We start from the raw sequence: 25,327 nt of genomic DNA, 5'->3' as shown, positions 1-25,327 counted from the left end.
CCTTTCATAATATCTGGGGGCAGTTTGCCCATTGCTGTCGATAAAGAGAAATTGTAATTACTTTGCGTGGTGATAACGTCAGATTATGAATATTACTTTGCGGCAACTGTCATATGTCATCGCACTGGCCGAAACGCGCCATTTCGGGCGGGCGGCCGATCAGTGCCACGTCACGCAACCCGCCTTGTCCAACCAGATAAAGGAGTTGGAAGTGCGGCTGGGCACGCCGCTTTTCGTACGCGAGCGGAAGGGGGTCGAACTGACGTCGTCAGGCCAGGATGTCTTGGCGACCGCCAAACGGATCATGGCCGAACTGGAACGGATGGAGGATGCAGTCCATTGGCAACGCGGCCTGACCGGGCGGTTGCGCCTTGGTGTCATCCCGACCGTTGCGCCCTATCTGCTGCCCGTTGCCTTGCCGCTGATCCGGGGGCAGACGACGGGGTTGGATCTTAGGTTGCGCGAGGCGCAAACCGCTGATCTTATTTCGGATTTAGAGGATGGCCGCTTGGACGCCGCCATTATTGCACTGCCGTCCGGTGTGTCGGGAATGGTGGAAACACCTCTGTTTCGCGACCGTTTCTTGTTGGCTGGAACCGCTGAACATATTGTCGACATTACCCAAAACCACCCGGTACTGCGCCCGGATGTAATCGACCCCGATCAGTTGCTCTTGTTGGATGAAGGCCATTGCCTTGCTGATCAGGCGTTGGAGGCCTGCGGATTTCCACGTGGCGGTCGGCGGGTTGATCTTGGCGCGGCCTCGCTTGGCACATTGTGCCGTCTGGCGGCAGGCGGGCTTGGTGTGACCTTCCTGCCGGAAATGGCGCGCCATGATGAACAGAAGGCAACACCTGATCTGTCTGTTGCCCGATTTGCTGACCCGCAACCCAGCCGACAGATCGGTTTGGTGCGCCGCAACCTGTCGCCGCATATCGAATGGTTCAACACGTTGGCGGGGCTGTTGAAGACGGCGGGCAGAGCGGTTGCAAGCCCTTCGGGCCATGCGTCAGGCTCATAGCAGCGTTGCGGCTTTCAAGGTGACTTGCTTGCCAGATGACGTTATATATTGCTGAACCGATTTTGGCGCGGAGGAAAGCCATGCGTGATCTGAAAATTCCGGAAAGCCGCCACCCTGAAAAGGCGCATCGTCCGGACAATGCCCAGCCGAAAAAGCCCAGCTGGATTCGGGTGAAAGCGCCCGGCGGCAAGGGCTATGCGGAAACGCATAAGATCATGCGCGAAAACAACCTGTCCACGGTCTGCGAAGAAGCGGCCTGTCCGAACGCCGGTGAATGCTGGAGCCAAGGCCACGCCACCATGATGATCATGGGCGACATCTGCACACGGGGCTGCACCTTCTGCAACGTGGCCACCGGCCGTCCCGACGATCTGGATGCGTTCGAGCCGGGGCGCGTGGCAAATGCGGTCAAAAAATTGGGTCTGAACCATGTCGTGATCACCTCGGTTGACCGCGATGACCTGAAAGACGGTGGGGCCGACCATTTCGCCCAGACCATTCGCGCCATTCGCCACCAGTCGCCAGACACGACAATCGAGATTCTGACGCCGGATTTCCTGAAATGTGATCCATCCGTGCTGGAAACTGTGGTCGAGGCGCGCCCGGACGTGTTCAACCACAACCTTGAAACGGTCCCCGGCCTGTATCCACAGGTGCGCCCCGGCGCGCGGTATTTTCATTCGCTGCGCCTGTTGCAGCGGGTGAAAGAGATGGACCCCTCGATGTTCACCAAGTCGGGCATCATGGTTGGGTTGGGCGAAGATCGTCAGGGCGTATTGCAGGTTATGGATGACATGCGCGCCGCCGACATTGATTTTCTGACCATCGGTCAATATCTGCAACCCACGCCGAAACACCATGCGGTCGAACGGTTCGTGCATCCTGATGAATTCAAGGATTACGAGACGGCAGCCTATGGCAAGGGCTTCCACATGGTGTCGTCAACGCCGCTGACGCGTTCGTCTTATCACGCCGGTGATGACTTTGCGCGGTTGCGTGCGGCACGTGAAGCTAAGCTTGCAAGCCTTTGATCAAGAATACAATTAAGGTCTGAAGCGCAATCGCTCAAGTTGCATCCAGTCTGGCGTTCCGAACAGCTTTTCGATCGCGACCAGCACCAGACAGATCGCGATGACCGCAAAAACCAACCTCACCCGGCTGGCCGAAGGCGGTTTTCGTGCCCATTTGGACATGCGCATGAACCAACGGGGGTTCATGACTTAGCTTTCGTCTAGAAACCGAACCTTGCCAATATGGGGCAGGTTGCGGTCGCGTTGCGCGAAGTCGATGCCGTAGCCCACGACAAATTCGTCGGGGATCTCGAACCCGATCCAATCCGCGCGGATGTTCACCTCGCGCCGCGATGGCTTATCAAGCAAGGCGATGGTCTTCAGTTTGCGCGGTCTTTTGGCTTTCAAAAGGCCGACAACATGCTTCAGCGTGAAGCCCGTGTCGACGATGTCTTCCACGACCAGCACATCGCGCCCACCAATTTCGCCTCGTAAGTCTTTGAGAATGCGTACTTCCCGGCTGCTTTCGGTGGAATCACCGTATGAAGACGCCTCAAGAAAATCGACCTCGACCGGCAAATCGAGCTCTCGCACAACGTCGGCGATGAACACAAATGATCCGCGCAGGAGCCCGACGACGACCAGCTTATCGGTGCCGTTGAACTCGTCATGGATTTCCTGCGCAAGCTCTTCGACCCGGGCCGCGATCTGTTTGGCCGAGATCATCGTGTCGATGACATATGGACGCTGTGCCATGTCTTCCCCCTTGATTTCCGGTCGTATTCCTAGGACATGTGCAGGCAAGTTAGAAGGGAAAACGTCGTCATGCCGACACATGGGGAAAAACGCATCCTGCCATATACGGCCGAACAGATGTATAATTTGGTCGCAGATGTTGGCCGTTATCCCGAATTTCTGCCATGGAATTCAGCCGCCCGCGTGCGCCGTGTGACGCCGCTACCGGACGGGCGACAGTTGATGGACGCCGATCTTGTGATCAGCTTCAAAGTGTTTCGCGAACGTTTCGCCAGCCGTGTTTGGCTTGACGAGGCCGGACGCCGGATTGACACAGAATATCTTGATGGACCTTTCAAGTATCTGAAGTCACACTGGATTTTTCACCCCAATGACACCGGATGCGAAGTGGAGTTCTTTGTCGATTTCGAATTCAAAAGCGCGATCCTGCAAAAGGTGATCGGCCTAGTGTTTAATGAGGCGATGCACCGCATCGTCGCGGCATTCGAAAAACGCGCCGAACAGCTTTATGGAACGCAACAACCAACCAGCTGATCGTTCAGGGCGCGCAATATGATCCGTTCGCCTGCACGCCCTTGTGCCTTACCCCTTGCGGCGCTTCGGAGCGGAATCGCCGCCCTTGGCCTTTGCCACGACTTTCGCCGCCGCGCGGGCGCGGTTTTTCTTGCTAGAGGTCTTGCCCTTGGGTGGGGGCGGCCCCTTTGTTGCGTCGTCAGCCGGGCGTTTGGCTCTGGGCTTGTCGCCCGCAGGTTTCGGGCCCTTGCGCGGCTTGCGGTCGTCGTCTTTTTGCTTAGCATAGGCTTTAACCGGACGATCACTGTCTTTGTCGTCCTTCCACTTATGCTTCGGGTTTGGCTTACGTTCGCTGGGCGCATCCCCTTTGGGCGGACCCTTGCGGTGCGGTTTGCGCTCGCTTCTGTCGTCGTCATGCCGGGGGCGGTTGCTGGGCTTGTCAAACTGACGCGGCTTGCCACGTTGTGGCGGCTTGCTGCTGCGGGCCAGATCAGGGGCGGTCGCAAGTTGCTCGACAGCAAATTTTTCGATTGTCATGCCATTGCCGAGGGATTTAAGGAACCCGTCGAGTTTTGCGGCCTTCACCTCAAAATACGACTTGTCATCCTGAAGGCGGATCGCTCCGATATCAGCGCGTGTGATGTTACCGGCCTTGCACAGCATCGGCAGAAGGTGACGCGGGTCAGCCCCTTGATTGCGCCCTTTGGCAAGGGTGAACCAAACGCTCGCTCCAAAGGGTTCGCGCTTTTCGGGTTTGGCATTGGCCGCCGACAGCTCTTCCGGCGCAGCGTGCGCGGTGTGATAAAGCTGTAGGTAGGCGGTTGCCAGTTGCGCCGGGGTGAATTTCGCGACCAGTTCTTCGGCCAGTGCGGCCTCGTTCGCGGTTGGCTCTTGTGTCCACACCTCGTCGGCCAGAATGCGTTTCTGGTCTTCGGCCTGAACCTCTTGCGCCGAGGGGGCGGGGGCCCAAACGGCGGTCAGTTTGGCAAACCGCAGCAGGCGCTCGGCCTTATTGCGTGCCGATGGTGGCACGATCAGAGTGCTGACGCCCTTGCGTCCTGCGCGCCCTGTACGGCCTGACCGGTGCAACAATGTCTCATGGTTGTTGGGCAGTTCAGCATGGATCACAAGATCAAGCTTTGGCAGGTCGATCCCGCGCGCCGCGACATCGGTCGCCACACAAATCCGCGCACGCCCGTCGCGCATGGATTGCAGCGCGTTGGTGCGTTCGTTTTGGGTTAGCTCGCCTGATAGGGACACAACCGAAAAGCCTCGGTTGGACAAGCGTGTTGCCAAGCGGTTGACCATCGCACGGGTGTTGCAAAAGACAAGGGCGTTCGGTGCCTCAAAGAACCTGAGCACGTTGATGATCGCGTTTTCCCCGTCGCGCGGAGCCACGGACATCGCGCGATATTCAATATCGATGTGTTGGCTCTTTTCGGCGACTGTGGTGACGCGCTCGGCGTTTTTTTGATAGCGGGCGGCAAGGGATGCGATGCTTTTCGGGACTGTCGCGGAAAATAGCAGCGTTTGGCGATCCTTGGGCGTTTCATCCAGAATGAACTCAAGGTCCTCGCGAAAGCCCAGATCCAGCATTTCGTCCGCTTCGTCCAGAACCACACTGCGCAGTGCCGACAGGTCGATCGATCCGCGCATCACGTGGTCACGCAGGCGACCCGGTGTTGCGACAACGATATGTGCGCCGCGCGCCAAGGCACGCCGTTCGTCGCGCATGTCCATTCCGCCCACGCAGGACGCAACGACCGCGCCGGTTTTTGCAAACAGCCAGATCAGTTCGCGTTTGACCTGCAGCGCGAGCTCGCGGGTTGGGGCGATGACCAGACCCAGCGGGCTTTGCGCGGGGCCAAACTGGTCCTCTTCGCCCAACAGGACAGGGGCAATGGCAAGACCGAAACCCACCGTTTTGCCAGATCCGGTCTGCGCTGACACCAGAAGGTCGGCACCTTCAAGTTCGGGTTTGGACACGGCGGTCTGGACTTGGGTCAATGTTTCATATCCGCGCTCGGCGAGCGCGTCAGAGATAAGCTGTTTCACGGGCGATCAATTCTGTTGTTTCGATGGGCACGCACACCCACGCTCTGACCTTTAGGGCCGAAAACCGTCAGGCCAAACGCGCCTTTGCGTTTCGTGCCTGTGGGGATGCATCAAGATAGGGGGCAATAGCCTGCCTGAAGCAAAATGTATAGCGCAATAACGCATAGCCGCTAGTCAGTGTCCGCCAAGGGGTGGTGGGTCAGAACAAGGTCTTTCAGGCGTTCTTCCAGCACATGGGTGTAAATCTCGGTGGTCGAGATGTCGGCATGGCCCAGAAGCGTCTGGATCGAGCGTAGATCGGCCCCATGCGCCAGCAGATGCGTCGCAAACGCATGGCGCAACCGGTGGGGTGTCACCACCGAGGGCGAGACGCCGGCGGCCACGGCAATCTCTTTGATCAGCCCATAGAAACGATGCCGGGTTAGATGGCCACTTTTTCCGGTAGATGGAAACAAAAAAGGCGACGGCTTGGTGCCTTTGTTGGCGCGCGCGCTGTCCTCGGCACCGTCGCGCGCTTCAAGCCACTCAACCAGCGCATCGCGGGCGGGGCCGGACAGGGGCACCATGCGTTCTTTGCCGCCCTTGCCTTTGACCAGCAGCATATGCGGATCACCACGGGTGGCTGCAACGGGCAGGGTGACAAGCTCGCTGACCCGCATCCCGGTGGCATAGAGCAGTTCCATCAGGCAGGTGTTGCGCAACCTGCCGGCGGCGCTTCGCCCCTGGGTGCGGGCCGTGGTCAGCAACGCGTCAACCTGATCTTCGCTGAGAATCTTTGGCAGCGATTTTGACCGTCCGGGGCCTTTGATTTTCAGGGCGGGGTTGTCCTTGCGCCACGTCTCTTCATAGGCAAAACGGTACAATTGTTTGATTGCCGACAGGCGGCGCGCGCGCGTGGATTGGGCCAGCCCCATTGTGTCGCAATCGACCATGAAGGTTTCAATGTCCGCGCGGGTGACGTCCTCAAATGCCAACCCTTTGTAATCCGCGAATTCGGCAAAGCCTTTCAGGTCGCGTCCATAGGCCAGCAACGTATTTTCGGACGCATCAAGTTCCGCCGCCTGTGCTTCCAGAAAGGTCGAAATCCAGCGGGCGTGATCGGCGTTCATCCGCGCCTCTCAAGGATCAGGAACTCAATTGCTGCTTGGCGCGCGACCTGTTCCAGCCCGACTTGCCGGAAAAACGCAAGCGCGTCGGTCAGCTCGTCCAGATCGCCATTGCTGCCGCTGGTGAACAGGGCGACGGCGCGCAAGATCGCCTCGCCCAACCGGTCCTGTTCGACAAGCGAGTGCAAACGTACGGGCAGGGAGTTCGCTGTGAAGCCTTCCAGAACCGCGCGGGTGCGGTCATCCATTGGCGTCAATTCTTCAGTTTGGCCGCGCGCGATACCAAGAAGGAGATTGGTCAGCGGGTCATCGGGGTCCGCGCTGGCGGCTTCTGCCACGGTCTCATATTGTTCAGACAGCAGTCCCAACCGAAGCCCGATGTCGCCCGCGGTGCCCGGCAGGTTGCGCGCAGCAATATCTGAGCCGAAGATCTGTGCGAACACCACTTCCAGCCCGCTTGCCTCCAGATGGGCCCAAAGGTCTTCGACTGTGCGCGCAAGTTTGGCGTCGTCGCCCGACGCGAGCGCCTGTTCGACAGCTTTCACCGCGCTCATCCGGTCCCAGATACCACCAGAGGCGGCTGGTTTGCGTTCGGAGTAGAGGCCCAATAGCTGGTTTTCGGTCACAGCCCCCACACGGGCCAGCCGCTCGCCCGCCTCGGCGCGGGCTTTCCAGCCGATATTGGCGCGCAGATCAGATTGGGCGAAGGCCAGCGGCAAGGATGACGTGTTGATATGCAGCCCGATGGCTTCGAACATGCGAAATGTCAGGGGCGAGGGATGATCGGGGCGTTGCAGCTCCGGCTCATCCTCAAACAGGTCAGGATCAAGGAACCGCGCCAGCAGGGCGTCGTCTTCGTCGCTGATATATCCAAGCGCCCGGCCGGTTTCGAGTGTCAGAACGGCGGCGTCCCAATCGCCACTGCGCGCCAGACAAAAGACGCGGGCGGTGAAGGTCGGGCTCAGGTCGGGTGTGGCGCGCAGGGTCGTGCATTGCTGGTCTTCGTTGCCCAACAGCAAGGCGGTGTCAAAAGCCCGGCGAAACACGCGTGGGTTCACCGACCCGGCGCGGGCCAGAAGGGCTTCGGCCTGATCCAACGCGCCCAGCGACAACAGTCGGTCAACGCGCGCCAGAAACAGTCGATCCTCGGCGGCGCTCGACCCTTTGGGGGGATCAAGCTCGGCCAGCATCAGGCGCAACAGAAAGTTTTGCATGGCGGGCAACAGGTCCAGTTCAAGCGCCGAAATGCGCCGCGCCAGATCGTCGGGCCGTGACATGCCCCAAAGATTGCGTGGCAATCCGGTCACGATATGCGGCAGCAGACCGACCGCATCCAGAACGGGCGTTTCCAGCAGCGTCATCGTGACCTCGGCAACCGAGGCCCCGGTGCTGGTCGCGGGCTCATTCAGTGCAGGCGGAAGAATCGCGCTGTCAGCCGACGGCGGCGGCAACGCGATGCTGTCGGACAACCAGTCGATTGCCGACAAAGGTCTTGTCCCCTGCGCAGACTGCGCATGGGCGGCGGGCACCAACCCACCCAGAACACACAAAACCGCGCCAGCCAGACAGGCCACGCGTTTTTGTCGTCTGCGCAATGGCATATCAGCCGCCATCTAACGTCACGGTGCTGCTTTGCGGCGCGGTTCGCGGTGCCATATCACCGAAAAACGAAAAGCCGGTCAGGCCGATCAGGCCTACAACTGCCAAGAAAAGTACGAGCTTGATCAAGCGGATCAGCATATCATTCCACCTATTTTCTGCCTCAAGTGGTATTTTGTCTGATTTATATATGGCATTTCCCGTAAGATCACGCCATTCAGGAAAGAAATCTTTATTTGGGCAGGTGAGCGCCGCTTTGGCATTCAAGGTCAAGAAATCCATCGTCATGGTGGGCATGATGGGTGCGGGTAAAACCGCGGTCGGGCAGGCTGTTGCCAACCGGCTGCAAGTGCCGTTTCTGGACAGCGACGATGAAATTGTGCGCGCCGCCAACATGTCCATTGCCGAGATATTCGCGCGTGACGGCGAAAACTTCTTCCGCAAACGCGAAACGGAGGTGATCGGCCGTCTTCTGGACACCAAACGCGCCGTTCTATCCACCGGTGGCGGCGCGTTCATGTCAGACCGCAATCGCGAAATGATCGCGGCGCGGGGCGTTGCGGTGTGGCTTAAGGCTGACCTTGACCTGCTGTGGGCGCGCGTAAGGCACAAAGACACGCGCCCTTTGCTGCGCACCCCTGATCCAAAAGCCACGCTGACCGAAATTTACGACGCCCGCGTACCGATTTATGCAACGGCGGATTTGTCGGTCGAGGCTCAGCGCGAATTCTCGATTGCCGATATGGCCGATGCGGTGGTGCGGGCGCTTCTGACCCGCTCCGATGTGCTAGAGGAGATTTGAGATGACCACTGTCCATGTGCCGCTGGATGACCGCGCCTATGATGTGCGCATCGCGCCGGGTCTTCTGGCGCGGGCAGGGGTCGAGATTGCCCCTTTGCTGAGCCGCCCCAAGGTTTGGATCGTGACGGAAGAAACCGTGGCAGGGCTGCATCTGACCACACTGCAAGACGGTCTTGCGGCTGAGGGCATCACGTCCGAGGCGCTGATATTGCCGCCTGGCGAGTCCACCAAAAGCTGGCCGCACCTGATGCACACGGTTGAATGGTTGCTGGAAGAACGGGTCGAGCGCAAGGATGTGGTGATTGCCTTCGGAGGCGGCGTCATAGGTGATCTGGTGGGCTTTGCGGCTGCAATGTTGCGCCGTGGCGTGCGGTTTGTGCAGGTGCCAACGTCGCTTCTGGCACAGGTCGACAGCTCGGTCGGGGGCAAGACGGGCATCAATGCGCCGCAGGGCAAGAACCTGATTGGCGCGTTTCACCAACCCTCGCTGGTGCTGGCGGATATCGACGTGTTGGGCACGCTTGCCCCTCGCGATTTTCTAGCCGGCTACGGCGAGGTCGTGAAATACGGCGGACTGGGTGACGGCGCGTTTTTTGAGTGGCTTGAGGTCACCGGCCCCGCGCTGGCGGCCGGTGACATGGTGCTGCGAGAAGAAGCCGTGCGCCGCTCGGTCCAAATGAAAGCCGACATCGTCGTGCGGGACGAGACCGAACAGGGCGACCGTGCCCTTTTGAACCTTGGTCATACCTTTGGCCATGCGCTAGAGGCGGCAACCGGCTATTCTGATCGTCTGCTCCACGGTGAAGGGGTCGCGATTGGTTGCGCGTTGGCGTTTGAAACCTCGGCCCGGTTGGGGTTGATCAGTCAGGAAAGCCCCTCGCGCTTCCGTCAGCACCTGTCAGCGATGGGCATGAAGAAAGACCTGTCCGACATTGCAGGCGATCTGCCCGACACCGATGGGCTGATGGTCCTGATGGGGCAGGATAAGAAGGTTGAACAGGGCAAGCTGCGGTTCATTCTGGCCCGCGCCATTGGTGATGCCTTTGTGGCGGACGACGTGGATATGGGTGTGGTGCGGTCGGTTCTGGATGAAGCACTGGCAGGGCGGAAATAAAACAGCCGCCCAATCGGACGGCTGTAATCGTTGAATTTCTTGTTTTCTCAGAACGGGATTTCGTCGTCGAAACCGCCGCCGCTGCCACCAGCGGGCGCCGGGCCAGAATCGCCGCCACCATAACCACCTTGGTTGCCGCCACCGTAGCCACCGCTTTGACCGCCGCCGCCTTGGCCGCCGCCATCGCCACGCCCGTCAAGCATGGTCAATGTGCCGTCAAATCCTTGCAGCACAACCTCGGTTGAATAGCGATCCTGGCCTGACTGGTCTTGCCATTTGCGGGTTTGCAGTTTGCCTTCAACAAAAATCTTGGAGCCTTTGCGCAAATATTGTTCGCAAATGCGCACCAAACCTTCTTGGAAGACAGCAACCGAATGCCATTCGGTTTTTTCACGCCGCTCGCCCGTTTGCTTGTCTTTCCAAGTCTCTGACGTTGCGATGCGCAGGTTGCACACCTTGCCACCGTTCTGGAATGTGCGCACTTCCGGGTCAGCGCCCAGATTGCCGATGAGCATGACCTTATTAAGCGAACCCGCCATCCGTCGTCCTTCCGATTCTGTAATTCGACCCCATGGTTACACCATGTGGTGGGCCAGATGAAATCGGAAAAACCAGTCGTCCCAGCCAGGTGAGGCAGGCCAGAGACTACAGTTTTTTCTGGCCCGGCGCGCACGCTTGCTGCGAAATTCATGCACCCTCTTTCCCAAAATCGGGAACTTGCGTATATTGCAGGCGAGGGTTTTCGGGGGACAGGCATGTTGCGCAAGTTTTTTTCGACCACATTGGGCTGTATTTTGGGCCTCGCGACAAGTGTCGCACCGATTGGGGGGGCTGCTTTAGCGGATAACCTCTTTTCAAGCTCTGGTGGACGTGCCGCTTTCGCATCGCAGACACGTGTGCTCGATAGCCGCGCGGCCCAGCAATACGCGGCCAGCACCCGGCTGACGCCGAACAAGGGGGCCGAACCGACCTATGGCATCCCGTCGTTCAAAGGAAAATACAAAGGCAAGTTCTTGGCGTTGGCCAAATCGGCCGCGCAACGCCACGGCATTCCGCAAGACCTGTTCTTGCGCCTTGTGCAGCAGGAAAGCGGATGGAATCCACGCGCGCTGAGCCATGCGGGGGCTATTGGTTTGGCGCAGCTTATGCCGTTCACCGCGCGCAAGCTGGGCGTGAACCCACATGATCCGGCGCAGAACCTTGAAGGTGGTGCGCGCTATCTGCGCCAGCAATATGATCGGTTCCGGTCGTGGCGTCTGGCACTGGCGGCTTATAATGCCGGGCCGGAAGCGGTGCAGAAACATTCTGGCGTGCCGCCTTATAAGGAAACGCGCGGCTATGTGCGCGCGATTCTGGGCAGTTAAGCTGGCGCCGCGTACATGTTGACCGTCTGACTGGCCGTTACAGGTGGCGGCCTTCCGGCCCCTCATAGGCGCGTTCAACCTTGGCGACGCGCAGCGTGTAATGCGCATACCAGCGATCTATGCCATGTTTTTGCGCGACCATGTGGTCTGAAACGGCCTTCCACGCGCGAATCGATGCTTCGTCTTTCCAATAGGACACAGTGATGCCAAGACCTGCGCCATCGCGGGTGCTTTCTGCGCCCAAATATCCGGGCTGGGCCTGAGCACGTTCGAAAATCTGGTCTGCCATCGCCTCGTAGCCCGGCGCGGGATCGGCCAGCTGGTTGGTGAAAATCACCGCGTAATAGGGTGGGGTTGGCAGGGGGGCAAAACGTTCCGGTGTCATCTGGACGCGTCCTTCTTAAGATCGCGCCCAGATTAGAGTGGTGATCGTTCCTATTCTACCCCGGACAGCTCTTTTTTATGCAGCCATTCGGCATGTTTGGGCGCACGCTTGGTCTGTGACCATTCATTCAACATGTCCCATTTGACTTCGTCCATCCGGGCCAGCATCGCCTCCTCTTTGGGGTCGGGGCAGGCCAGTTCGACGCGGTGGCCGTTGGGGTCAAAGAAATAGATCGAGTGGAACAGCGAATGATCGGTGACGCCCAGAACCTCGACACCTTCTTTTTCAAGATGTTCTTTGAATTCAATTAACTCTGCGCGGTCTTTGACCTTGAACGCGATGTGCTGGACCCAAATCGGCGTGTTGGGATCGCGACCCATTTCGGGTTTGGTTGGCAGTTCGAAGAAGGCCAGCACGTTGCCATTCCCGGCGTCCAGAAAAACATGCATGTAGGGGTCAGGTTCGTGGGTCGATGGCACATGGTCTTCGGCGATCGCCAGAACGAAGTCCATGTTCAGCATTTTACCATACCATTCAACGGTTTCCTTGGCGTCCTTACAGCGATAGGCGACGTGGTGAATCTGTTCAATTTTCATGATGTTCCTCCAGTTTCGGTGTTAACTATCATAATGTCGTTGCAAATGCAACGATTTGACACAAGTGTCCAAAACAGGTGAAATCTTCTTTGATGGGGCGAAAGAAAGGACGTTGGCGCGGATCATGATGACCGCGCTTGGGATCAAGGGCCAGATCACACTGTCACCCGGCGATCTCGACGACATGACCGGATCGTTTAGCCGCCTTTGCGGAACGCCGAAGGGGTCGCGCCGGTTTGCTTTTGGAAAGCACGGGTAAAATAGGCGGCCGAGGCAAAGCCAAGCGATTTGGCGATGTCTTTGATGGGAATGTGAGTTTCCGTCAACAGGCGACGTGCCTCGTAATGGATGCGGTCTTGCAGGATCGCCGAGGCAGGGCGCCCACAAGTCTTGTTACAGACGCGGCTAAGATGGGTGGGCGTCACGCCCAGTTCCGCCGCATAGTCGCGCACGGTTTTGTCTGTGTGGAAGGCCTGTTCGACCAGGGCGGTGTAGGCGTTGACCAGACGCCCGGTGGCGTTGATCGCGGTCTGGTCGACCTTTGTGTCGGCCAGTTGACGTTCAAGCCACACCGACAGCAGGCCCGCATGGCACATCATGGCGCGACGTGCGGTGTCAGAGCCTTTTTCCATTTCGCGGTGCAGGTCGTCGACCAGCCCGTTCAAAATCATCTGTTTGTCCGTTTCGCGCAGGCGCAGGTGGACGGCCTCGTTGGGCAGGGCAAGTTCGTCTTCGCTGCCTTGCGGAAAGACCACGATGGTTCCGTTAACCTGACTGGACATTTCGAACCCGTGCATCGTACCGGCGGGCAGGAACAGGCAATTATGCGGACCATAGCCGGCCGTCACGCCGTTTACTGTGATCCGGCCTTGCCCGCGTGTGAACCACAACAGAACCGGCGCGCCATAGGACCGCATCGCTTCGGTGCGCCAGCGGCCACCACTTCCCAACCGGGCAAGCGGCATGACACGAAAGGGCGAGGAAATAGCGGTGTTTTTGGTCATTTGTTCTAAGTCTGGTCACATAATCAGGCATAATTTCTCAACGCACTATGGGTATCCTAAAAATCCGGGCCTGTCTCACGATTTTTTCTCAAGGCGAGTTATCCACAGCTTGTTCACAGGGTTTGGGCGACAAATGTGGCTATTTCGGCGGATTGATGCGGAAATTCAGACGGTGATCGTGTGAAATATCGCGTGCCTTGTGATCAGGGCAGGGGAATCACCTGCCACTTGCGCATCCGTTTTCGAAACCACGTCCGTTGCCGCTTGGCATATTGCTGCGAGGCAATGATGGCGCTTGCGCGTGCCTCGTCCAGTGTCAACTCACCATTCAGATGCGAAATCAATTCGGGCGCACCGATGGCCTTGGCGCTGGGGTCTTTGGGGTTCCAGTTCGCAAGGTTGGCGCGCGCCTCGTCCAACGCACCTTGATCCAGCATCAAGTCGAAGCGGCGCGCGATGCGACCGCGCAGCCAGTCACGGTCAGGCTCAAGCACGAAGGCGCAGGCATTCGGCAGCGGCAATAGCGGGGGCGGGGTATCATCCTGCCAGCTTGCCAAACCGCGCCCGGTGCTGCGCTGCACTTCCCATGCGCGCGCCACGCGGGCCGGGTTCTGCTGGTCAATCCGCGCCAGTGTGTCCGGATCAAGGGCCGCCAGCAGGACGGGCGGGCCATCTGTGGCAAGCAATGCTTCACCTTCTGCACGGATATGGGCGGGCGTTGGGGGAATGTCGGCCAGCCCTTCGGTCAATGCCGACAGGTTCAACCCGGTGCCGCCGACGATGATCGGACGTGCGCCACCCTGCAGGATAGGGGCGACGTCACGCAGCCAATGGCCCACGGAATACTCCTGATCACCGGGGATGTGACCATAAAGAAGGTGCGGCGCGCGGGCTTCGTCTGCCTCTGATGGGCGCGCAGTCAGTATCCGCCAATTGGAAAAGACCTGCAGTGCGTCACCATTCACGATCACACCGCCCGATGCCTCGGCGATGGCTAAGGCCAGCGCGGATTTCCCCGAGGCCGTCGGCCCAGCGATCAGAACCGGTTGATGGGCGGGGACGCGATCTGCGATTTTCAGAATGTCATCGCCAGTATCCGGCATCGGCTCCTCACTTGGGTTGCGCCTTGATTGCTTCTTTTTTGCCGCGCATCCGGGATCGCGCATTGAATAATCTGCTTTGATCAGGCATCTTGCGCGCCAACACAATCACGACAACCAGAGAGTGGCAACCGATGAGTGATCAGGCCTCAGTGGTTACGGGCGCAGGCGCTTCGCAAAGCGACACCGACATCCCGCAACCAACCTATAAACGTGTCATGTTGAAAATTTCAGGCGAAGCGCTGATGGGTGATCAAGGCTTCGGCCTGAACCCCCCAACCGTTGAACGCATCGCGCAAGAGGTCAAGTCGGTCCACGATATGGGCGTCGAGATCTGCATGGTGATCGGCGGCGGCAATATCTTCCGGGGGCTGCAAGGCTCGGCCCAGGGTATGGAGCGCACGACCGCAGATTACATGGGGATGTTGGCAACAGTGATGAACGCGCTGGCGATGCAATCGGCCCTTGAAGGGCTGGGGGTGTATACCCGCGTGATCTCGGCCATTCCGATGGATCAGGTGTGTGAGCCTTACATCCGCCGTCGCGCGGTGCGCCACCTTGAAAAAGGACGGGTCTGCATCTTTGCCGCGGGCACCGGTAACCCGTATTTCACCACAGATACAGCGGCAACTTTACGAGCAAATGAAATGGCTTGCGAAGCGATCTTTAAGGGAACCAAGGTCGATGGTGTCTATGATATGGACCCGGTTACCAACTCAGAGGCCGTGCGTTATGATCAGGTGTCCTATGATGATGTGCTGGCCAAGCGGTTGGGGGTCATGGATGCCTCGGCCATTGCGCTGGCGCGTGACAATAACCTGCCGATCATCGTCTTTTCACTGGACGAGCCCGGCGGCTTCAAAGGCATTCTGTCTGGCGAAGGCACGTATACGCGCGTCGGTAACTGAAACAGCCTGATATCTTGGGGCGATTTTTCGCCCAAGATTGAAACAACGCGCATCGTCAGGGGAACCGGACCTATACATTTGATGGGTGGTGGCGCTATACCGGGCCAAAGACGCTCGGTTTGACAAGCGAGAAGAAGACAAGGGGAAGCCATAAGATGGCCAACGAAGAATTTGAACTGGATATGGGTGATCTGGAACGCCGCATGGATGGCGCGATTGCCTCGTTGAGAACTGAATTTGCGTCGCTGCGCACCGGACGCGCGTCGGCATCGATGCTGGAGCCGATTATGGTCGAAGCCTATGGTCAGCGCACACCGATCAATCAGGTGGGCACCGTGAACGTGCCCGAGCCGCGCATGGTCACGATCAATGTCTGGGACAAAAGCATGGTGAATGCCGTTGAAAAAGCCATCCGCGAAAGTGGTCTTGGCATCAACCCGCAGCTTAATGGCACCATTATCATGCTGCCGATCCCGGAGTTGAACGAGGAACGCCGCCGCGAACTTAGCCGCGTTGCCGCGCAATACGCCGAACACGCGCGCGTATCGGTCAGAAACGTGCGTCGTGATGGCATGGAACAGCTTAAAAAAGCGAAGAATGATGGAATGAGTGAAGACGATCACAAATTCTGGCATGATGAAGTGCAGGGCCTGACAGACAAATTTGTTGGTAATGTCGACAAGGCTCTTGAGGTAAAACAAGAAGAGATCATGCAGGTTTGACCCCGAAACGGGGCGATCTTTGATCTTAAAAGTAGAATTGGGCATGTTGATGGGCACCAAAGCCGTGGACAAAGCAGAGAAGGCGCAAAAAACGCCGGCTCATGTCGCCATCATCATGGACGGCAATGGACGCTGGGCAAAAAGGCGGGGCAAACCTCGGCTATTTGGCCACCATGCCGGAGCCAAACGTGTTCGTGAGATTGTCGAGGCTTGCCCGGACCTGGGTGTGAAATACATAACGATTTTCGCCTTTTCGACAGAAAACTGGAAGCGTACCCAGACCGAGGTTGCGGGCCTGATGAGCCTGTTTCGCCGCTATATCCACAAAGAGGCCCGTGCGTTGTTCAACGAAGGCGTGCGCGTGCGGTTCATTGGCGACCGTAATCGGCTGGACAAAAAGCTTATCGCCTTGATGCACGAGCTTGAAACGCTGACCGAAGGCAATGATCGCGTCCATCTGACCATCGCCCTGAACTACGGTGGCCGGGACGAGGTGGCGCGCGCCACTCGACGGATGGCAATGGATGTGGCCGCAGGTCAATTGGATCCTGAAAGCGTAGATGAGCAAACGCTGACAAGTTACTTGGATACATGCGTTTTACCTGATCCCGACCTTGTGATCCGAACATCGGGTGAGGCGCGAATTTCAAACTTTCTGCTGTGGCAATCCGCTTACGCGGAATATGAATTCATCGACACGCTTTGGCCCGATTTTTCGACCGAGGTGTTTGCCGAGGTCGTGGATCGCTTTGCCGGGCGCGAACGGCGCTTTGGCGCGGTTGAGACGGCGGCAGAATAACCCACCATTCTGCCCAAACGTGGCGCGACATTTGCGCCACGTCGCGATCTTGCCCCATGCCCGCATGATCAACCGCTTGAGGGCCGGGCGTGTGAGTGCCATAAACCCGTCATGAAAATCAGTAATCCTTCCACCAATTGGTCCGATCTGGCACCCCGCGTGCTGTCTGCCATTGTCCTGGCGGCGATCGCGATTCTGGCGATTGCCCTGGGCAATCCGATATATCTGATCTTGATTGCCGTCGCGATCGGCTTGTGTGTGGGTGAATTTGCGCGGCTTTTGCAGCCGTCCACGCCAAAAATCTCTGTCCTACTTGGCGGCCTCGCAACGCTTGCCGTTTTCGTTGCGGGTTCTGGCATTAACGGCGCCGATCCGGGCAGGGGTCTGGTGACGGCGAAAACGCTGACGCTGTTGATCCCGCCGCTTCTTGGCGCGGTTTTGATCAAAGAACACCGGCTGTTGTTCCTTAGTTATTGCAGTCTGATCATGTTGGCCGGTCTGGGCTTCATTGCGATGGGCCCGGGGCCGGTTCTGATCTGGTTCTTGATGATTATCATCATGTCGGATGTCGCAGGATATTTCGTCGGGCGCACGATGGGCGGGCCGAAGTTCTGGCCGCGCATCAGTCCCAAAAAGACGTGGTCTGGCACTGTTGCGGGCTGGGTCGGAGCGTTATTGATCGGCCTGCTTGGCGCAACGCAGGGCGTTTTTACGCCCACAGAAGCGTTGTTCGCCCCGCTGATCGCATTTGCTGGCCAGATGGGCGATATCGTTGCAAGCGCAATCAAGCGGAAGGTGGGCGTGAAAGACAGCTCAAACCTCATTCCGGGTCACGGCGGGATGCTGGATCGCTTTGACGCGATGATTGGCGCGGCGGGTCTTCTGATGGTGTTGACCGGGGCTGCGTCTCTTTTCGTTTCAACATGAAAACAGGGCAGGGCGCATGACACCGACATCGCAGCGACGGGTCTCGATCTTTGGGGCGACGGGGTCGGTTGGGCAATCCACCATCGACCTGATCGCCCGTGATCCAGATGGATATGATGTTGTGGCCCTGACGGGTGGGCACAATGTGGCCCTGCTGGCGCATGATGCGATCCGGCTGAAAGCGAACGTTGCCATTACTGCACATGAAAAAAACCTGCCCGCCTTGCGCGAAGCGCTGGCTGGGTCGGGGATAGAGGCAGCCGCTGGTGACGCCGCCATGGAAGAAGCCGCCATGCGTCCCGCCGATTGGGTGATGTCTTCAATAGTAGGTGCCGCAGGGCTTCTGCCCGGTCTGCGGGCGCTTGAGGCGCGCGCGACCTTAGCTTTGGCCAACAAAGAGAGCCTTGTCACGGCAGGCCCGCTGATCATGGCCACCGCCCAAGCTCACCACGCACGCATTCTGCCCGTGGACAGCGAGCACTCCGCCGTTTTTCAGGGGCTTGTGGGTGAAGATATAGCCTCGGTCGAGCGCGTGATTATCACCGCGTCGGGCGGGGCGTTTCGTGACTGGCCGCTTGAAAAGCTAGCGGGTGCTACGCTGGCTGAGGCCAGTGCGCATCCGAACTGGGATATGGGGCAACGGATCACGATAGACAGCGCCTCGATGTTTAACAAGGCACTGGAAGTCATAGAAACAAAAGAGTATTTCGATATCCGTCCAGAGCAGATCGAGGTTGTCGTTCACCCCCAAAGCCTGGTCCACGCGCTGGTGGGGTTCAATGACGGCGCGCTGATGGCGCATCTGGGCGCGCCCGATATGCGCCATGCGATCGGCTACGCCCTGCATTGGCCCGACCGTCGCGCATTGCCGGTCGACCGGCTGGACCTTGCCAAGATCGCCACGCTGGAGTTTCGCGCGCCGGACGAGGTCCGCTATCCCGCTCTGCGCCTTGCACGCGAGGTGATGGCGGCAGGCGGAATGTCCGGTGCCATCTTCAACGCCGCCAAAGAGGTCGCTCTGGATGCGTTCATCGCCGGTCAGATCGGTTTCATGGATATGGCGGGCATTGTTGAGGAGACCTTGACCCGCCTTGACGGCGATGCGTCTTTGGCGCATGGCGCAATGACCCTTGATAATGTGCGCGCGGCCGACCAAATGGGACGCAACACCGCACAACGCGTGATCGACACCCGCCCCTAAGCGGCAAAAACAATAAGAGCAGGAGTGACTCCCCCATGGAACTAACCGGGCTGCTTCCCGATTTTGGCAACCTTGCCTTCACGATCTTGGCGTTTTTGGCTGCCCTGACGGTGATTGTCGCGGTGCATGAATATGGCCACTACATCGTGGGACGTTGGTCCGGGATCAAAGCGGATGTGTTTTCAATCGGGATGGGGCCAGTGGTGTATGCCCGTGAAGACAAGCACGGAACCAGTTGGCAGATCGCGGCCTTTCCCATTGGCGGATATGTGAAATTTCACGGTGATGCGAATGTCGCTTCAGGCAGCGCAGATGACGACGCCATGGCCGTGATGAGCGATGAGGAACGTCGCCACACCATGCACGGCGCCCCGCTGTGGGCGCGCACGGCCACCGTTGCGGCGGGCCCTGTGTTCAACTTCATTCTGTCGATCATAGTGTTCGCCGGGCTGGCCTTGGCGACCGGTGTGGCGCGCGATCCGTTGTCGGTTGCGACCCCTCTGAACGTGCCAGGGATGGAAGACGGGCTGCGCGAGGGCGATGAAATCCTGTCGATCGCCGGCTATGAAATGCCCCCACTGGCCGAGTTTTATACGATTGTTGAGAAATTACCTGAAAGTGCGCTCGTTGACTATCAGGTGCAGCGCGACGGGCAGGTCATCAGCCTGACCGCCACGCACCCGTTCCCGGCCCTTGTCGGGTCGGTCACCCCGAAATCTGCGGCAATCGACGCTGGTCTGAAAGAGGGCGATTTCATTGCCTCGGTCGACGGCATGCCGGTGCCGACTTTCAACGCCTTGCGCGAGGTTGTGGTGAATGGCGATGGCGGGGCAATGACCCTTGGCATCCTGCGTGATGGCACCCCGATGGAGGTCACCCTGACCCCGCGCCGTCAGGATATTCCCAGCGCTGATGGCGGGTTTGAGACGCGGTGGCTGATTGGCATCACTTCGGGCATGGTTTTTGAACCAGCCACCCGCACGCCCGGTCTGTGGGAAAGCGTCGCTTCGGGGGCCGAGCGGGTGGTGTATGTCATCACGTCCAGCCTGTCGGGGCTTTGGCATATGATCACAGGTGCGATTTCAAGCTGCAATCTGTCCGGCCCGTTGGGTATTGCGCAAGTGTCGGGGCAGGCGGCGTCGCTTGGCGCGACAAGCTTCATCAGTTTCATCGCGATGCTGTCGACGGCCATTGGTCTGTTGAACCTGTTTCCCATACCGGTTCTGGACGGCGGGCATCTGGTCTTCTTCGCTTATGAGGCCGTCACCGGCAAAAAACCGTCCGATAAGGTGTTGAATGTGATGCTGGCCATTGGTTTGGCGCTGGTCTTGGCGCTGATGGTGTTTGGTCTGACAAATGATCTGTTCTGTCCGTAGGTTGGTGGGTTGAAACGTGGACAGATCCCGTTTTGCCCCAATTTTGCCTCATTTCTGAAAAGGTCGCGCCGCAATCTTTCGTTAATGTTTGGCAAGGGTCACACGGAGTGACTCGTTGCAGGAGGCGTAATAATGGACCGGATGGATCGCGGAACACATGGGCTGGCCGTACTGGTTGACCTGAACTGGGATCGCTTCTTGTACGCAGGTGCCATCATGGCCGCACTTGGTCTAAGCGTGGCATTGCATACCATCATGTAAATGCAATCTGACAGGCTCGGTGCCTTTGGGGCCGGACGTCTGTGCAACCCGCCGCAGTCTGGCTGTGCGCGGGTTTTTTGTGGTGTGATAGCCTTTCGGGCCGCTCCAGTCTTGCGCCCTGAATGCGTCATCCTTGACCTGTTGGGCGTTGTGTCGCGATTGGCATCGCTTCGCCCCCCTTCGAAAGTCTGGTTTCGCGCTTTGACAAGCCCGCCCCAACCCCTTATCCACATTGGCAATCAGGTGTCTGGGGAAAGAAAACACGATGGCATTAAAAACGGGGTTGAGCAGCAACCATTTCAATAAAGCAGGACGAGGTGCCAAAGGTGTTTTGACTGGCGGCGGACTGGCAATTTTTCTAGCAATTTCCGGGGTTACCGGGGCGGTGCCTCAAGTTGCGGTCGCGCAAGCCTACGCATTCCAAACGATCGAGATCGAGGGCACGCAGCGCATTGAGGCCGCGACCATCTTGTCCTATCTGGGAATCGCCCAAGGCGAAACCGTATCGGCCGCCCGGCTGAATGACGGGTATCAACGCCTTGTCGGATCGGGTCTTTTCGAAGATGTGCAGATCCTGCCACGCGGCAACACCTTGGTCGTGAAGGTCCGCGAATTCCCGACGATCAACGTCGTGTCGGTGGAAGGCAATCGCAGGGTCAAAGACGATGTCTTTACGCCGCTGCTGAAATCCCAACCACGGCAGGTCTATAGCCCCGCCAATGCCGAGCTGGATGTGCAAACCATCACCGAACTGTATCAGGCACAGGGTCGGTTGGCCGCGCAGGTTACACCGAAGATCATTCGTCGTTCTAACAACCGCGTCGATCTGGTTTTTGAAGTTGTCGAAGGCAAGAATGTCGAGGTCGAGCGTCTGTCATTCGTGGGCAACCGCGTGTTCTCGGACAGCCGCTTGCGCCGCGTTCTTGAGACCAAGCAGGCAGGCATCCTGCGTGCATTGATCCGGGCCGACACCTACGCGCCCGAACGGATCGAATTTGACAAGCAGGTGTTGCGCGACTTCTATCTGTCACGCGGTTATGTTGACTTCAAAACCACCGGCGTCACAAGCGAGTTTTCGCGTGAACGCGATGCGTTCTTCATTACCTTCAAGGTGCAGGAAGGGCAGCAATTCCGGTTTGGTAATATCACCAGTTCGTCCGAGATTAATAATGTGGATGCCGCCGAATTCCAGGCAGCCCATAAACTGCGCTCGGGCGTGGTTTACAGCCCGGCGCTGATGGAAAACGCGATTGCGCGTATGGAGCGTTTGGCCATCCGCAAGGGTCTGGATTTTCTTCGGGTTGAGCCACGCGTGACACGCAACGATCGTGCCCGCACGCTGGATATCGATATGGTCTTGGTGCGCGGCCCGCGTATCATTGTCGAACGGATTGATATCGAAGGCAACGCCACGACCCTTGACCGGGTGGTGCGCAATCAGTTCCGAGTGGTAGAGGGCGACCCGTTCAACCCACGCGAAATTCGCGAAGCCGCCGAACGTGTGCGTGCGCTTGGCTATTTCTCGAATTCGAATGTTGAGGCTCGTGAGGGGTCCGCGCCCGATCAGGTGGTCATTGACGTTGACGTCGAAGAAGCCCCGACCGGATCGCTGAGCTTTGGCGGTGTTTACAGCCTTGAAAACGGGTTTGGTCTGAACGTTGCCTTTCAGGAACGCAACTTCCTTGGTCGTGGACAGTTCCTCAGCGCCAGTTTCCAAAGCGGCACGGATTCGTCGAGCTTCTCGTTCAAATTTGCGGAACCCAATTTCCTGGATCGTGATCTGGAATTGGGGCTCGAGGCTTACTATCAGGAAACGTCGTTTGCCTCGTCGTTCTTCAATACGCGGTCGCTGGCATTGCGGCCGTCGATCTCGTTCCCGATCAGCGAATATTCCCGTCTTGGATTTAGGGTCTTCGGGGATGGTGCGGAAATCACCGGCGTTGACCCGGGCAGCTCGCAGATTCTGAAAGATGAAAGCGCGCGCGGCCGGCAGGTCGGCGCAGGTCTCGGGTTTACGCTAAGCTATGACACACGGCGCACAGGATTGGATCCGAACAGGGGCTATCTGCTTCGGTTTGATGGCGACGTGGGCGGATTGGGCGCGGACTATAAATATGCGCGCGCGACTGCTTTGGCACAGGCACAGACCAAGGTCTGGAACGATCAGGTGACCCTGACCGCAACGGTCGAAGGTGGCATAGTCGAGGGTCTGGATGGCGGCTCGTCGCGCGTTACAGACCGTTTCCGCCTTGGCCCGTCGAAACTGCGCGGCTTTGCCACAAACGGGATTGGTCCACGGGATTTGACGGCGATCAACCAAGACACGCTGGGCGGCAACAAATTTGCGGCAGCGCGGCTTGAAGCGCAGTTCCCCGTTGGTCTGCCAGAAGAATATGGCATCACCGGCGGTGTGTTCCTGGACGCCGGCACCCTGTGGGGGCTTGATGACACATTGGGCGGCACGATTGACGACGGCGCTCATTTGCGGTCGGCTATCGGTGCCTCGATCTTTTGGGATACGCCCATCGGCCCGTTGCGTTTCAACTTCTCGCATGTGTTGGCCAAGGAAGAGTATGACAAAGAAAACAACTTCGAGCTCACAATCTCGGCGCAGTTCTGATCGCTCAACGGTGATGATGCCGCAACGCGCCTTGCGCAGGTTGCGGCGTCGTGCCGCCTTGGTTCTGCATCCAGTTGGGCTTGCTGCGGGGCTTGCATTTTTGTCATTGTCCGCGCCCCTCGCGGCGCAACAGACAAGCAGTGCGGTTTCGCAGATCGTAACGATTGACCGTCAAAGCCTGTTTTCCGACACGCAGTATGGCCGCCGCGTCGTGGAATCGGTCGAAGCAGAGCGTGTGCGGTTGGCCAACGAAACCCGCAAGGTCGAAGAGGCGCTGGTCAAAGAAGAACGCCAATTGACCGAGCAACGCGAAACCATGTCGCCCGAAGCCTTTCGCGAGATTGCAAAGGCCTTTGACGCCAAAGTGCAGGCGTTGCGGTCTGAAGGAACCGAACGCGAGCAGGAATTCGTTCGCACGCTGGAAAGTGAACAAGCCGCGTTTTTCGAGCGTATCGGGCCGATCCTCGGGCAGCTTGTGCGAGAGCTTGGGGCGGTGGTGATTTTGGATCGCCGCGCCATTCTTTTGACCACCCAGAATATCGATATCACCAAACTGGCCGTTGATCGTATTGATCAGGTTCTTGGCGACGGCAGCGACTTACCCGAAAGTGTGCCCAAGCAGCCTGAACGAGGAACACCGCCGACAGGCGAAACCCCGCCTGAATCACCGGTCTTTCCGTTGGATGATACCACCATCCCGGATGGCGTTTCGTCGGGTAACTGATAGCAATTGTTTCGTCTGATCCAGACTGATACTCAGGTAAGGCAAAGCCCCAAAGAGGGCCCATGAAATGAAGGACGCGAATATATGTCAGATGTGCCCGCCACCGCAGATATCCAGTTGATCCAGCAATGTATTCCCCACCGCTATCCGTTCTTGTTGGTGGACCGGGTCGAAGATATTCGCGCCAAGGAGTTCGCCAAGGGCATCAAGATGGTGACGATGAATGAACCCCATTTTCAGGGGCATTTTCCCGGCCTTCCAATCATGCCGGGTGTGACGATTATCGAGGCGATGGCGCAGACCTCGGCGGTGATGGTGTCCTTGTCGCTGGGCCTCGTCGGGTCAGGGGCCGTGGTGTATTTCATGGGTATCGACAGCGCGAAGTTCCGTCGCAAAGTGGTGCCGGGCGACGTGCTAGAGCTGCATGTGACCACCATTCGTGGCGGAGCAAAGGTTTGGAAGTTTGACGGGCGCGCCATGGTCGGGGATGAACTGGCGTGCGAGGCGACATTCATGGCGATGATCGACGTGACCGCCGGGAAGGGCTAACCGATGACAGCCAACGGGGGCGTTGATCCCACCGCTCAGGTCCATGCCAGCGCGATCGTTGACGACGGCGCGACGATCGGTCGAGATTGCCGGGTCGGGCCGTTTTGCGTGATCGGTCCGCAGGTAAAGCTTGGGGCCGGGGTCGAGGTGAAATCGCATGTGGTGATCACCGGCGACACCGAAATCGGCGATCATACCGTGATCTTTCCTTTCTCGGTGATCGGAGAGATCCCGCAGGATCTAAAATTTGCCGGTGAAGACACCAAACTGGTGATCGGCAAGCGTAACCGTATTCGCGAGCATGTCACTATGAACACCGGAACGGCCGGTGGTGGTTACGTCACCCGGATCGGAGATGACGGCTTGTTCATGGCAGGCTGCCACGTCGCCCATGACGCCCAGATCGGCAACAACGTGATCCTGGTCAACAACGTCGCGGTCGCGGGTCATGTGGTGATCGAAGACGATGTGATTGTGGGTGGCTTGTCTGGGTTGCATCAATGGATACGGATTGGTCGCGGTGCGATCATCGGCGCGTTGTCGATGGTGACAGCGGATGTGCTGCCCTTTGCATTGGTGCAGGGGCCACGGGCTGAACTCGACGGATTGAACCTTGTCGGTTTGAAACGGCGTGGCGTGGCGCGGGCCGATATCTCGGCGTTGCGCGCGGCGCTCAAGGTTTTGAAAGATGGCGACGGATCGTTCCGCGACCGTGCCGCCGGACTGGCTGGTGGAGCGGATAGCCAATATGTTCGTGAGTTGGTGACTTTCATCACAGGCGACAGTGATCGCGGATTTCTGACCCCAAAATAAGC

Annotated in this window: 28 protein-coding genes; 17 read left to right on the top strand and 11 right to left on the bottom strand. The window is 58.4% G+C overall.

Going from position 1 to position 25,327, the window contains the following annotated elements:
- The first annotated feature begins 85 nt into the window (after window positions 1-85).
- Together MUY35_RS06870 and lipA are read left to right on the top strand one after the other, a co-directional pair.
- Window positions 86-1,021: a hydrogen peroxide-inducible genes activator gene (locus tag MUY35_RS06870; protein WP_248364975.1), complete on the top strand. Its 936-nt coding sequence runs from the start codon at window positions 86-88 to the stop codon at window positions 1,019-1,021.
- An 80-nt stretch (window positions 1,022-1,101) separates the two neighbouring features.
- Window positions 1,102-2,052 carry a lipoyl synthase gene (gene lipA / locus MUY35_RS06865; protein WP_248364974.1) on the top strand — a complete coding sequence of 317 codons (951 nt, stop codon included), beginning with the start codon at window positions 1,102-1,104 and terminating at the stop codon, window positions 2,050-2,052.
- A gap of 12 nt (window positions 2,053-2,064) precedes the next feature.
- Here lipA and MUY35_RS06860 read toward each other — a convergent pair whose 3' ends face one another.
- On the bottom strand, window positions 2,065-2,238 hold the full coding sequence (locus MUY35_RS06860) for a hypothetical protein (RefSeq protein ID WP_248364973.1): 174 nt from the start codon (window positions 2,236-2,238) through the stop codon (window positions 2,065-2,067).
- Between the two features lie 3 nt (window positions 2,239-2,241).
- Window positions 2,242-2,787, bottom strand: coding sequence for a hypoxanthine phosphoribosyltransferase (hpt, locus tag MUY35_RS06855; protein ID WP_248364972.1), 546 nt, complete (start codon window positions 2,785-2,787; stop codon window positions 2,242-2,244).
- A 69-nt stretch (window positions 2,788-2,856) separates the two neighbouring features.
- Here hpt and MUY35_RS06850 point away from each other — a divergent pair, with 69 nt between their 5' ends.
- Window positions 2,857-3,321 carry a type II toxin-antitoxin system RatA family toxin gene (locus tag MUY35_RS06850; RefSeq protein WP_248364971.1) on the top strand — a complete coding sequence of 155 codons (465 nt, stop codon included), beginning with the start codon at window positions 2,857-2,859 and terminating at the stop codon, window positions 3,319-3,321.
- A gap of 48 nt (window positions 3,322-3,369) precedes the next feature.
- Here the strand turns inward: MUY35_RS06850 and MUY35_RS06845 are convergent, their stop codons facing one another.
- The 4 genes from MUY35_RS06845 to MUY35_RS06830 form a co-directional block, all read right to left on the bottom strand.
- The gene (locus tag MUY35_RS06845) at window positions 3,370-5,355 is read right to left on the bottom strand and encodes a DEAD/DEAH box helicase (protein ID WP_248364969.1); all 1,986 of its coding nucleotides are present in this window, start codon (window positions 5,353-5,355) and stop codon (window positions 3,370-3,372) included.
- A gap of 170 nt (window positions 5,356-5,525) precedes the next feature.
- Entirely contained in the window at window positions 5,526-6,464 is a 939-nt protein-coding gene (locus MUY35_RS06840; RefSeq protein WP_248364968.1) for a site-specific tyrosine recombinase XerD, read from the bottom strand.
- The gene (locus MUY35_RS06835) at window positions 6,461-8,062 is read right to left on the bottom strand and encodes a hypothetical protein (protein WP_248364967.1); all 1,602 of its coding nucleotides are present in this window, start codon (window positions 8,060-8,062) and stop codon (window positions 6,461-6,463) included. The genes MUY35_RS06840 and MUY35_RS06835 overlap by 4 nt, the downstream gene beginning before the upstream one ends.
- A 1-nt stretch (window position 8,063) precedes the next feature.
- The gene (locus tag MUY35_RS06830; RefSeq protein ID WP_248364966.1) at window positions 8,064-8,333 is read right to left on the bottom strand and encodes a hypothetical protein; all 270 of its coding nucleotides are present in this window, start codon (window positions 8,331-8,333) and stop codon (window positions 8,064-8,066) included.
- Between MUY35_RS06830 and MUY35_RS06825 the strand changes: the two genes are divergently transcribed.
- Together MUY35_RS06825 and aroB are read left to right on the top strand one after the other, a co-directional pair.
- Window positions 8,317-8,862, top strand: coding sequence for a shikimate kinase (locus tag MUY35_RS06825; protein ID WP_248364965.1), 546 nt, complete (start codon window positions 8,317-8,319; stop codon window positions 8,860-8,862). The two genes, MUY35_RS06830 and MUY35_RS06825, sit on opposite strands and share 17 nt — an antisense overlap.
- Before the next feature lies 1 nt (window position 8,863).
- Window positions 8,864-9,976, top strand: a complete 1,113-nt coding sequence (aroB, locus tag MUY35_RS06820; RefSeq protein WP_248364964.1) for a 3-dehydroquinate synthase — start codon at window positions 8,864-8,866, stop codon at window positions 9,974-9,976.
- A 47-nt stretch (window positions 9,977-10,023) separates the two neighbouring features.
- Here aroB and ssb read toward each other — a convergent pair whose 3' ends face one another.
- Window positions 10,024-10,515, bottom strand: coding sequence for a single-stranded DNA-binding protein (gene ssb / locus MUY35_RS06815; RefSeq protein ID WP_248364963.1), 492 nt, complete (start codon window positions 10,513-10,515; stop codon window positions 10,024-10,026).
- Window positions 10,516-10,731: 216 nt separating this feature from the next.
- On the opposite strand from ssb, the gene MUY35_RS06810 reads away from it, so the two are divergent.
- Window positions 10,732-11,340: a transglycosylase SLT domain-containing protein gene (locus MUY35_RS06810; protein ID WP_248364962.1), complete on the top strand. Its 609-nt coding sequence runs from the start codon at window positions 10,732-10,734 to the stop codon at window positions 11,338-11,340.
- A gap of 37 nt (window positions 11,341-11,377) precedes the next feature.
- Here the strand turns inward: MUY35_RS06810 and MUY35_RS06805 are convergent, their stop codons facing one another.
- From MUY35_RS06805 to miaA, 4 genes are all read right to left on the bottom strand, one after another.
- Window positions 11,378-11,725 carry an antibiotic biosynthesis monooxygenase gene (locus tag MUY35_RS06805; protein ID WP_248364961.1) on the bottom strand — a complete coding sequence of 116 codons (348 nt, stop codon included), beginning with the start codon at window positions 11,723-11,725 and terminating at the stop codon, window positions 11,378-11,380.
- A 50-nt stretch (window positions 11,726-11,775) separates the two neighbouring features.
- Window positions 11,776-12,321, bottom strand: a complete 546-nt coding sequence (locus MUY35_RS06800; RefSeq protein ID WP_248364960.1) for a VOC family protein — start codon at window positions 12,319-12,321, stop codon at window positions 11,776-11,778.
- Window positions 12,322-12,518: 197 nt separating this feature from the next.
- On the bottom strand, window positions 12,519-13,325 hold the full coding sequence (locus MUY35_RS06795) for an AraC family transcriptional regulator (protein ID WP_248364958.1): 807 nt from the start codon (window positions 13,323-13,325) through the stop codon (window positions 12,519-12,521).
- A 203-nt stretch (window positions 13,326-13,528) separates the two neighbouring features.
- A complete protein-coding gene (gene miaA / locus MUY35_RS06790; protein WP_248364957.1) occupies window positions 13,529-14,428 on the bottom strand; it encodes a tRNA (adenosine(37)-N6)-dimethylallyltransferase MiaA in 900 nt (299 codons plus the stop codon).
- 215 nt (window positions 14,429-14,643) lie between these two features.
- Between miaA and pyrH the strand changes: the two genes are divergently transcribed.
- The 11 genes from pyrH to lpxA all read left to right on the top strand — a co-directional run bounded on the left by pyrH (window position 14,644) and on the right by lpxA (window position 25,325).
- The gene (gene pyrH / locus MUY35_RS06785) at window positions 14,644-15,333 is read left to right on the top strand and encodes a UMP kinase (protein WP_248365688.1); all 690 of its coding nucleotides are present in this window, start codon (window positions 14,644-14,646) and stop codon (window positions 15,331-15,333) included.
- 155 nt (window positions 15,334-15,488) lie between these two features.
- The gene (gene frr / locus MUY35_RS06780; RefSeq protein ID WP_248364956.1) at window positions 15,489-16,055 is read left to right on the top strand and encodes a ribosome recycling factor; all 567 of its coding nucleotides are present in this window, start codon (window positions 15,489-15,491) and stop codon (window positions 16,053-16,055) included.
- A gap of 49 nt (window positions 16,056-16,104) precedes the next feature.
- The gene (locus MUY35_RS06775; protein WP_248365687.1) at window positions 16,105-16,854 is read left to right on the top strand and encodes an isoprenyl transferase; all 750 of its coding nucleotides are present in this window, start codon (window positions 16,105-16,107) and stop codon (window positions 16,852-16,854) included.
- A gap of 111 nt (window positions 16,855-16,965) precedes the next feature.
- A complete protein-coding gene (locus tag MUY35_RS06770; protein WP_248364955.1) occupies window positions 16,966-17,781 on the top strand; it encodes a phosphatidate cytidylyltransferase in 816 nt (271 codons plus the stop codon).
- 16 nt (window positions 17,782-17,797) lie between these two features.
- Window positions 17,798-18,982 (top strand): 1-deoxy-D-xylulose-5-phosphate reductoisomerase, encoded by a 1,185-nt coding sequence (gene dxr / locus MUY35_RS06765; RefSeq protein WP_248364954.1) that lies wholly within the window; start codon window positions 17,798-17,800, stop codon window positions 18,980-18,982.
- A gap of 35 nt (window positions 18,983-19,017) precedes the next feature.
- The gene (gene rseP, locus MUY35_RS06760; RefSeq protein WP_248364953.1) at window positions 19,018-20,358 is read left to right on the top strand and encodes an RIP metalloprotease RseP; all 1,341 of its coding nucleotides are present in this window, start codon (window positions 19,018-19,020) and stop codon (window positions 20,356-20,358) included.
- A gap of 132 nt (window positions 20,359-20,490) precedes the next feature.
- Entirely contained in the window at window positions 20,491-20,619 is a 129-nt protein-coding gene (locus MUY35_RS17105; protein ID WP_282569209.1) for a hypothetical protein, read from the top strand.
- Between the two features lie 265 nt (window positions 20,620-20,884).
- Window positions 20,885-23,239 (top strand): outer membrane protein assembly factor BamA, encoded by a 2,355-nt coding sequence (gene bamA / locus MUY35_RS06755; protein ID WP_248364952.1) that lies wholly within the window; start codon window positions 20,885-20,887, stop codon window positions 23,237-23,239.
- Window positions 23,193-23,963 (top strand): OmpH family outer membrane protein, encoded by a 771-nt coding sequence (locus tag MUY35_RS06750; RefSeq protein ID WP_248364951.1) that lies wholly within the window; start codon window positions 23,193-23,195, stop codon window positions 23,961-23,963. Before bamA ends, MUY35_RS06750 begins: the two co-directional genes overlap by 47 nt.
- Before the next feature lie 84 nt (window positions 23,964-24,047).
- Window positions 24,048-24,512: a 3-hydroxyacyl-ACP dehydratase FabZ gene (fabZ, locus tag MUY35_RS06745; protein ID WP_248364949.1), complete on the top strand. Its 465-nt coding sequence runs from the start codon at window positions 24,048-24,050 to the stop codon at window positions 24,510-24,512.
- 3 nt (window positions 24,513-24,515) lie between these two features.
- Window positions 24,516-25,325 carry an acyl-ACP--UDP-N-acetylglucosamine O-acyltransferase gene (gene lpxA / locus MUY35_RS06740; RefSeq protein WP_248364947.1) on the top strand — a complete coding sequence of 270 codons (810 nt, stop codon included), beginning with the start codon at window positions 24,516-24,518 and terminating at the stop codon, window positions 25,323-25,325.
- The last annotated feature ends 2 nt before the right edge of the window (window positions 25,326-25,327 follow it).

It is taken from the genome of Aliiroseovarius sp. S1339 (genome assembly GCF_023195695.1).
Lineage (GTDB): Bacteria > Pseudomonadota > Alphaproteobacteria > Rhodobacterales > Rhodobacteraceae > Aliiroseovarius.
Note: the sequence above shows the minus strand (reverse complement) of the source record. Positions and strands in the feature narration are given on the sequence as shown.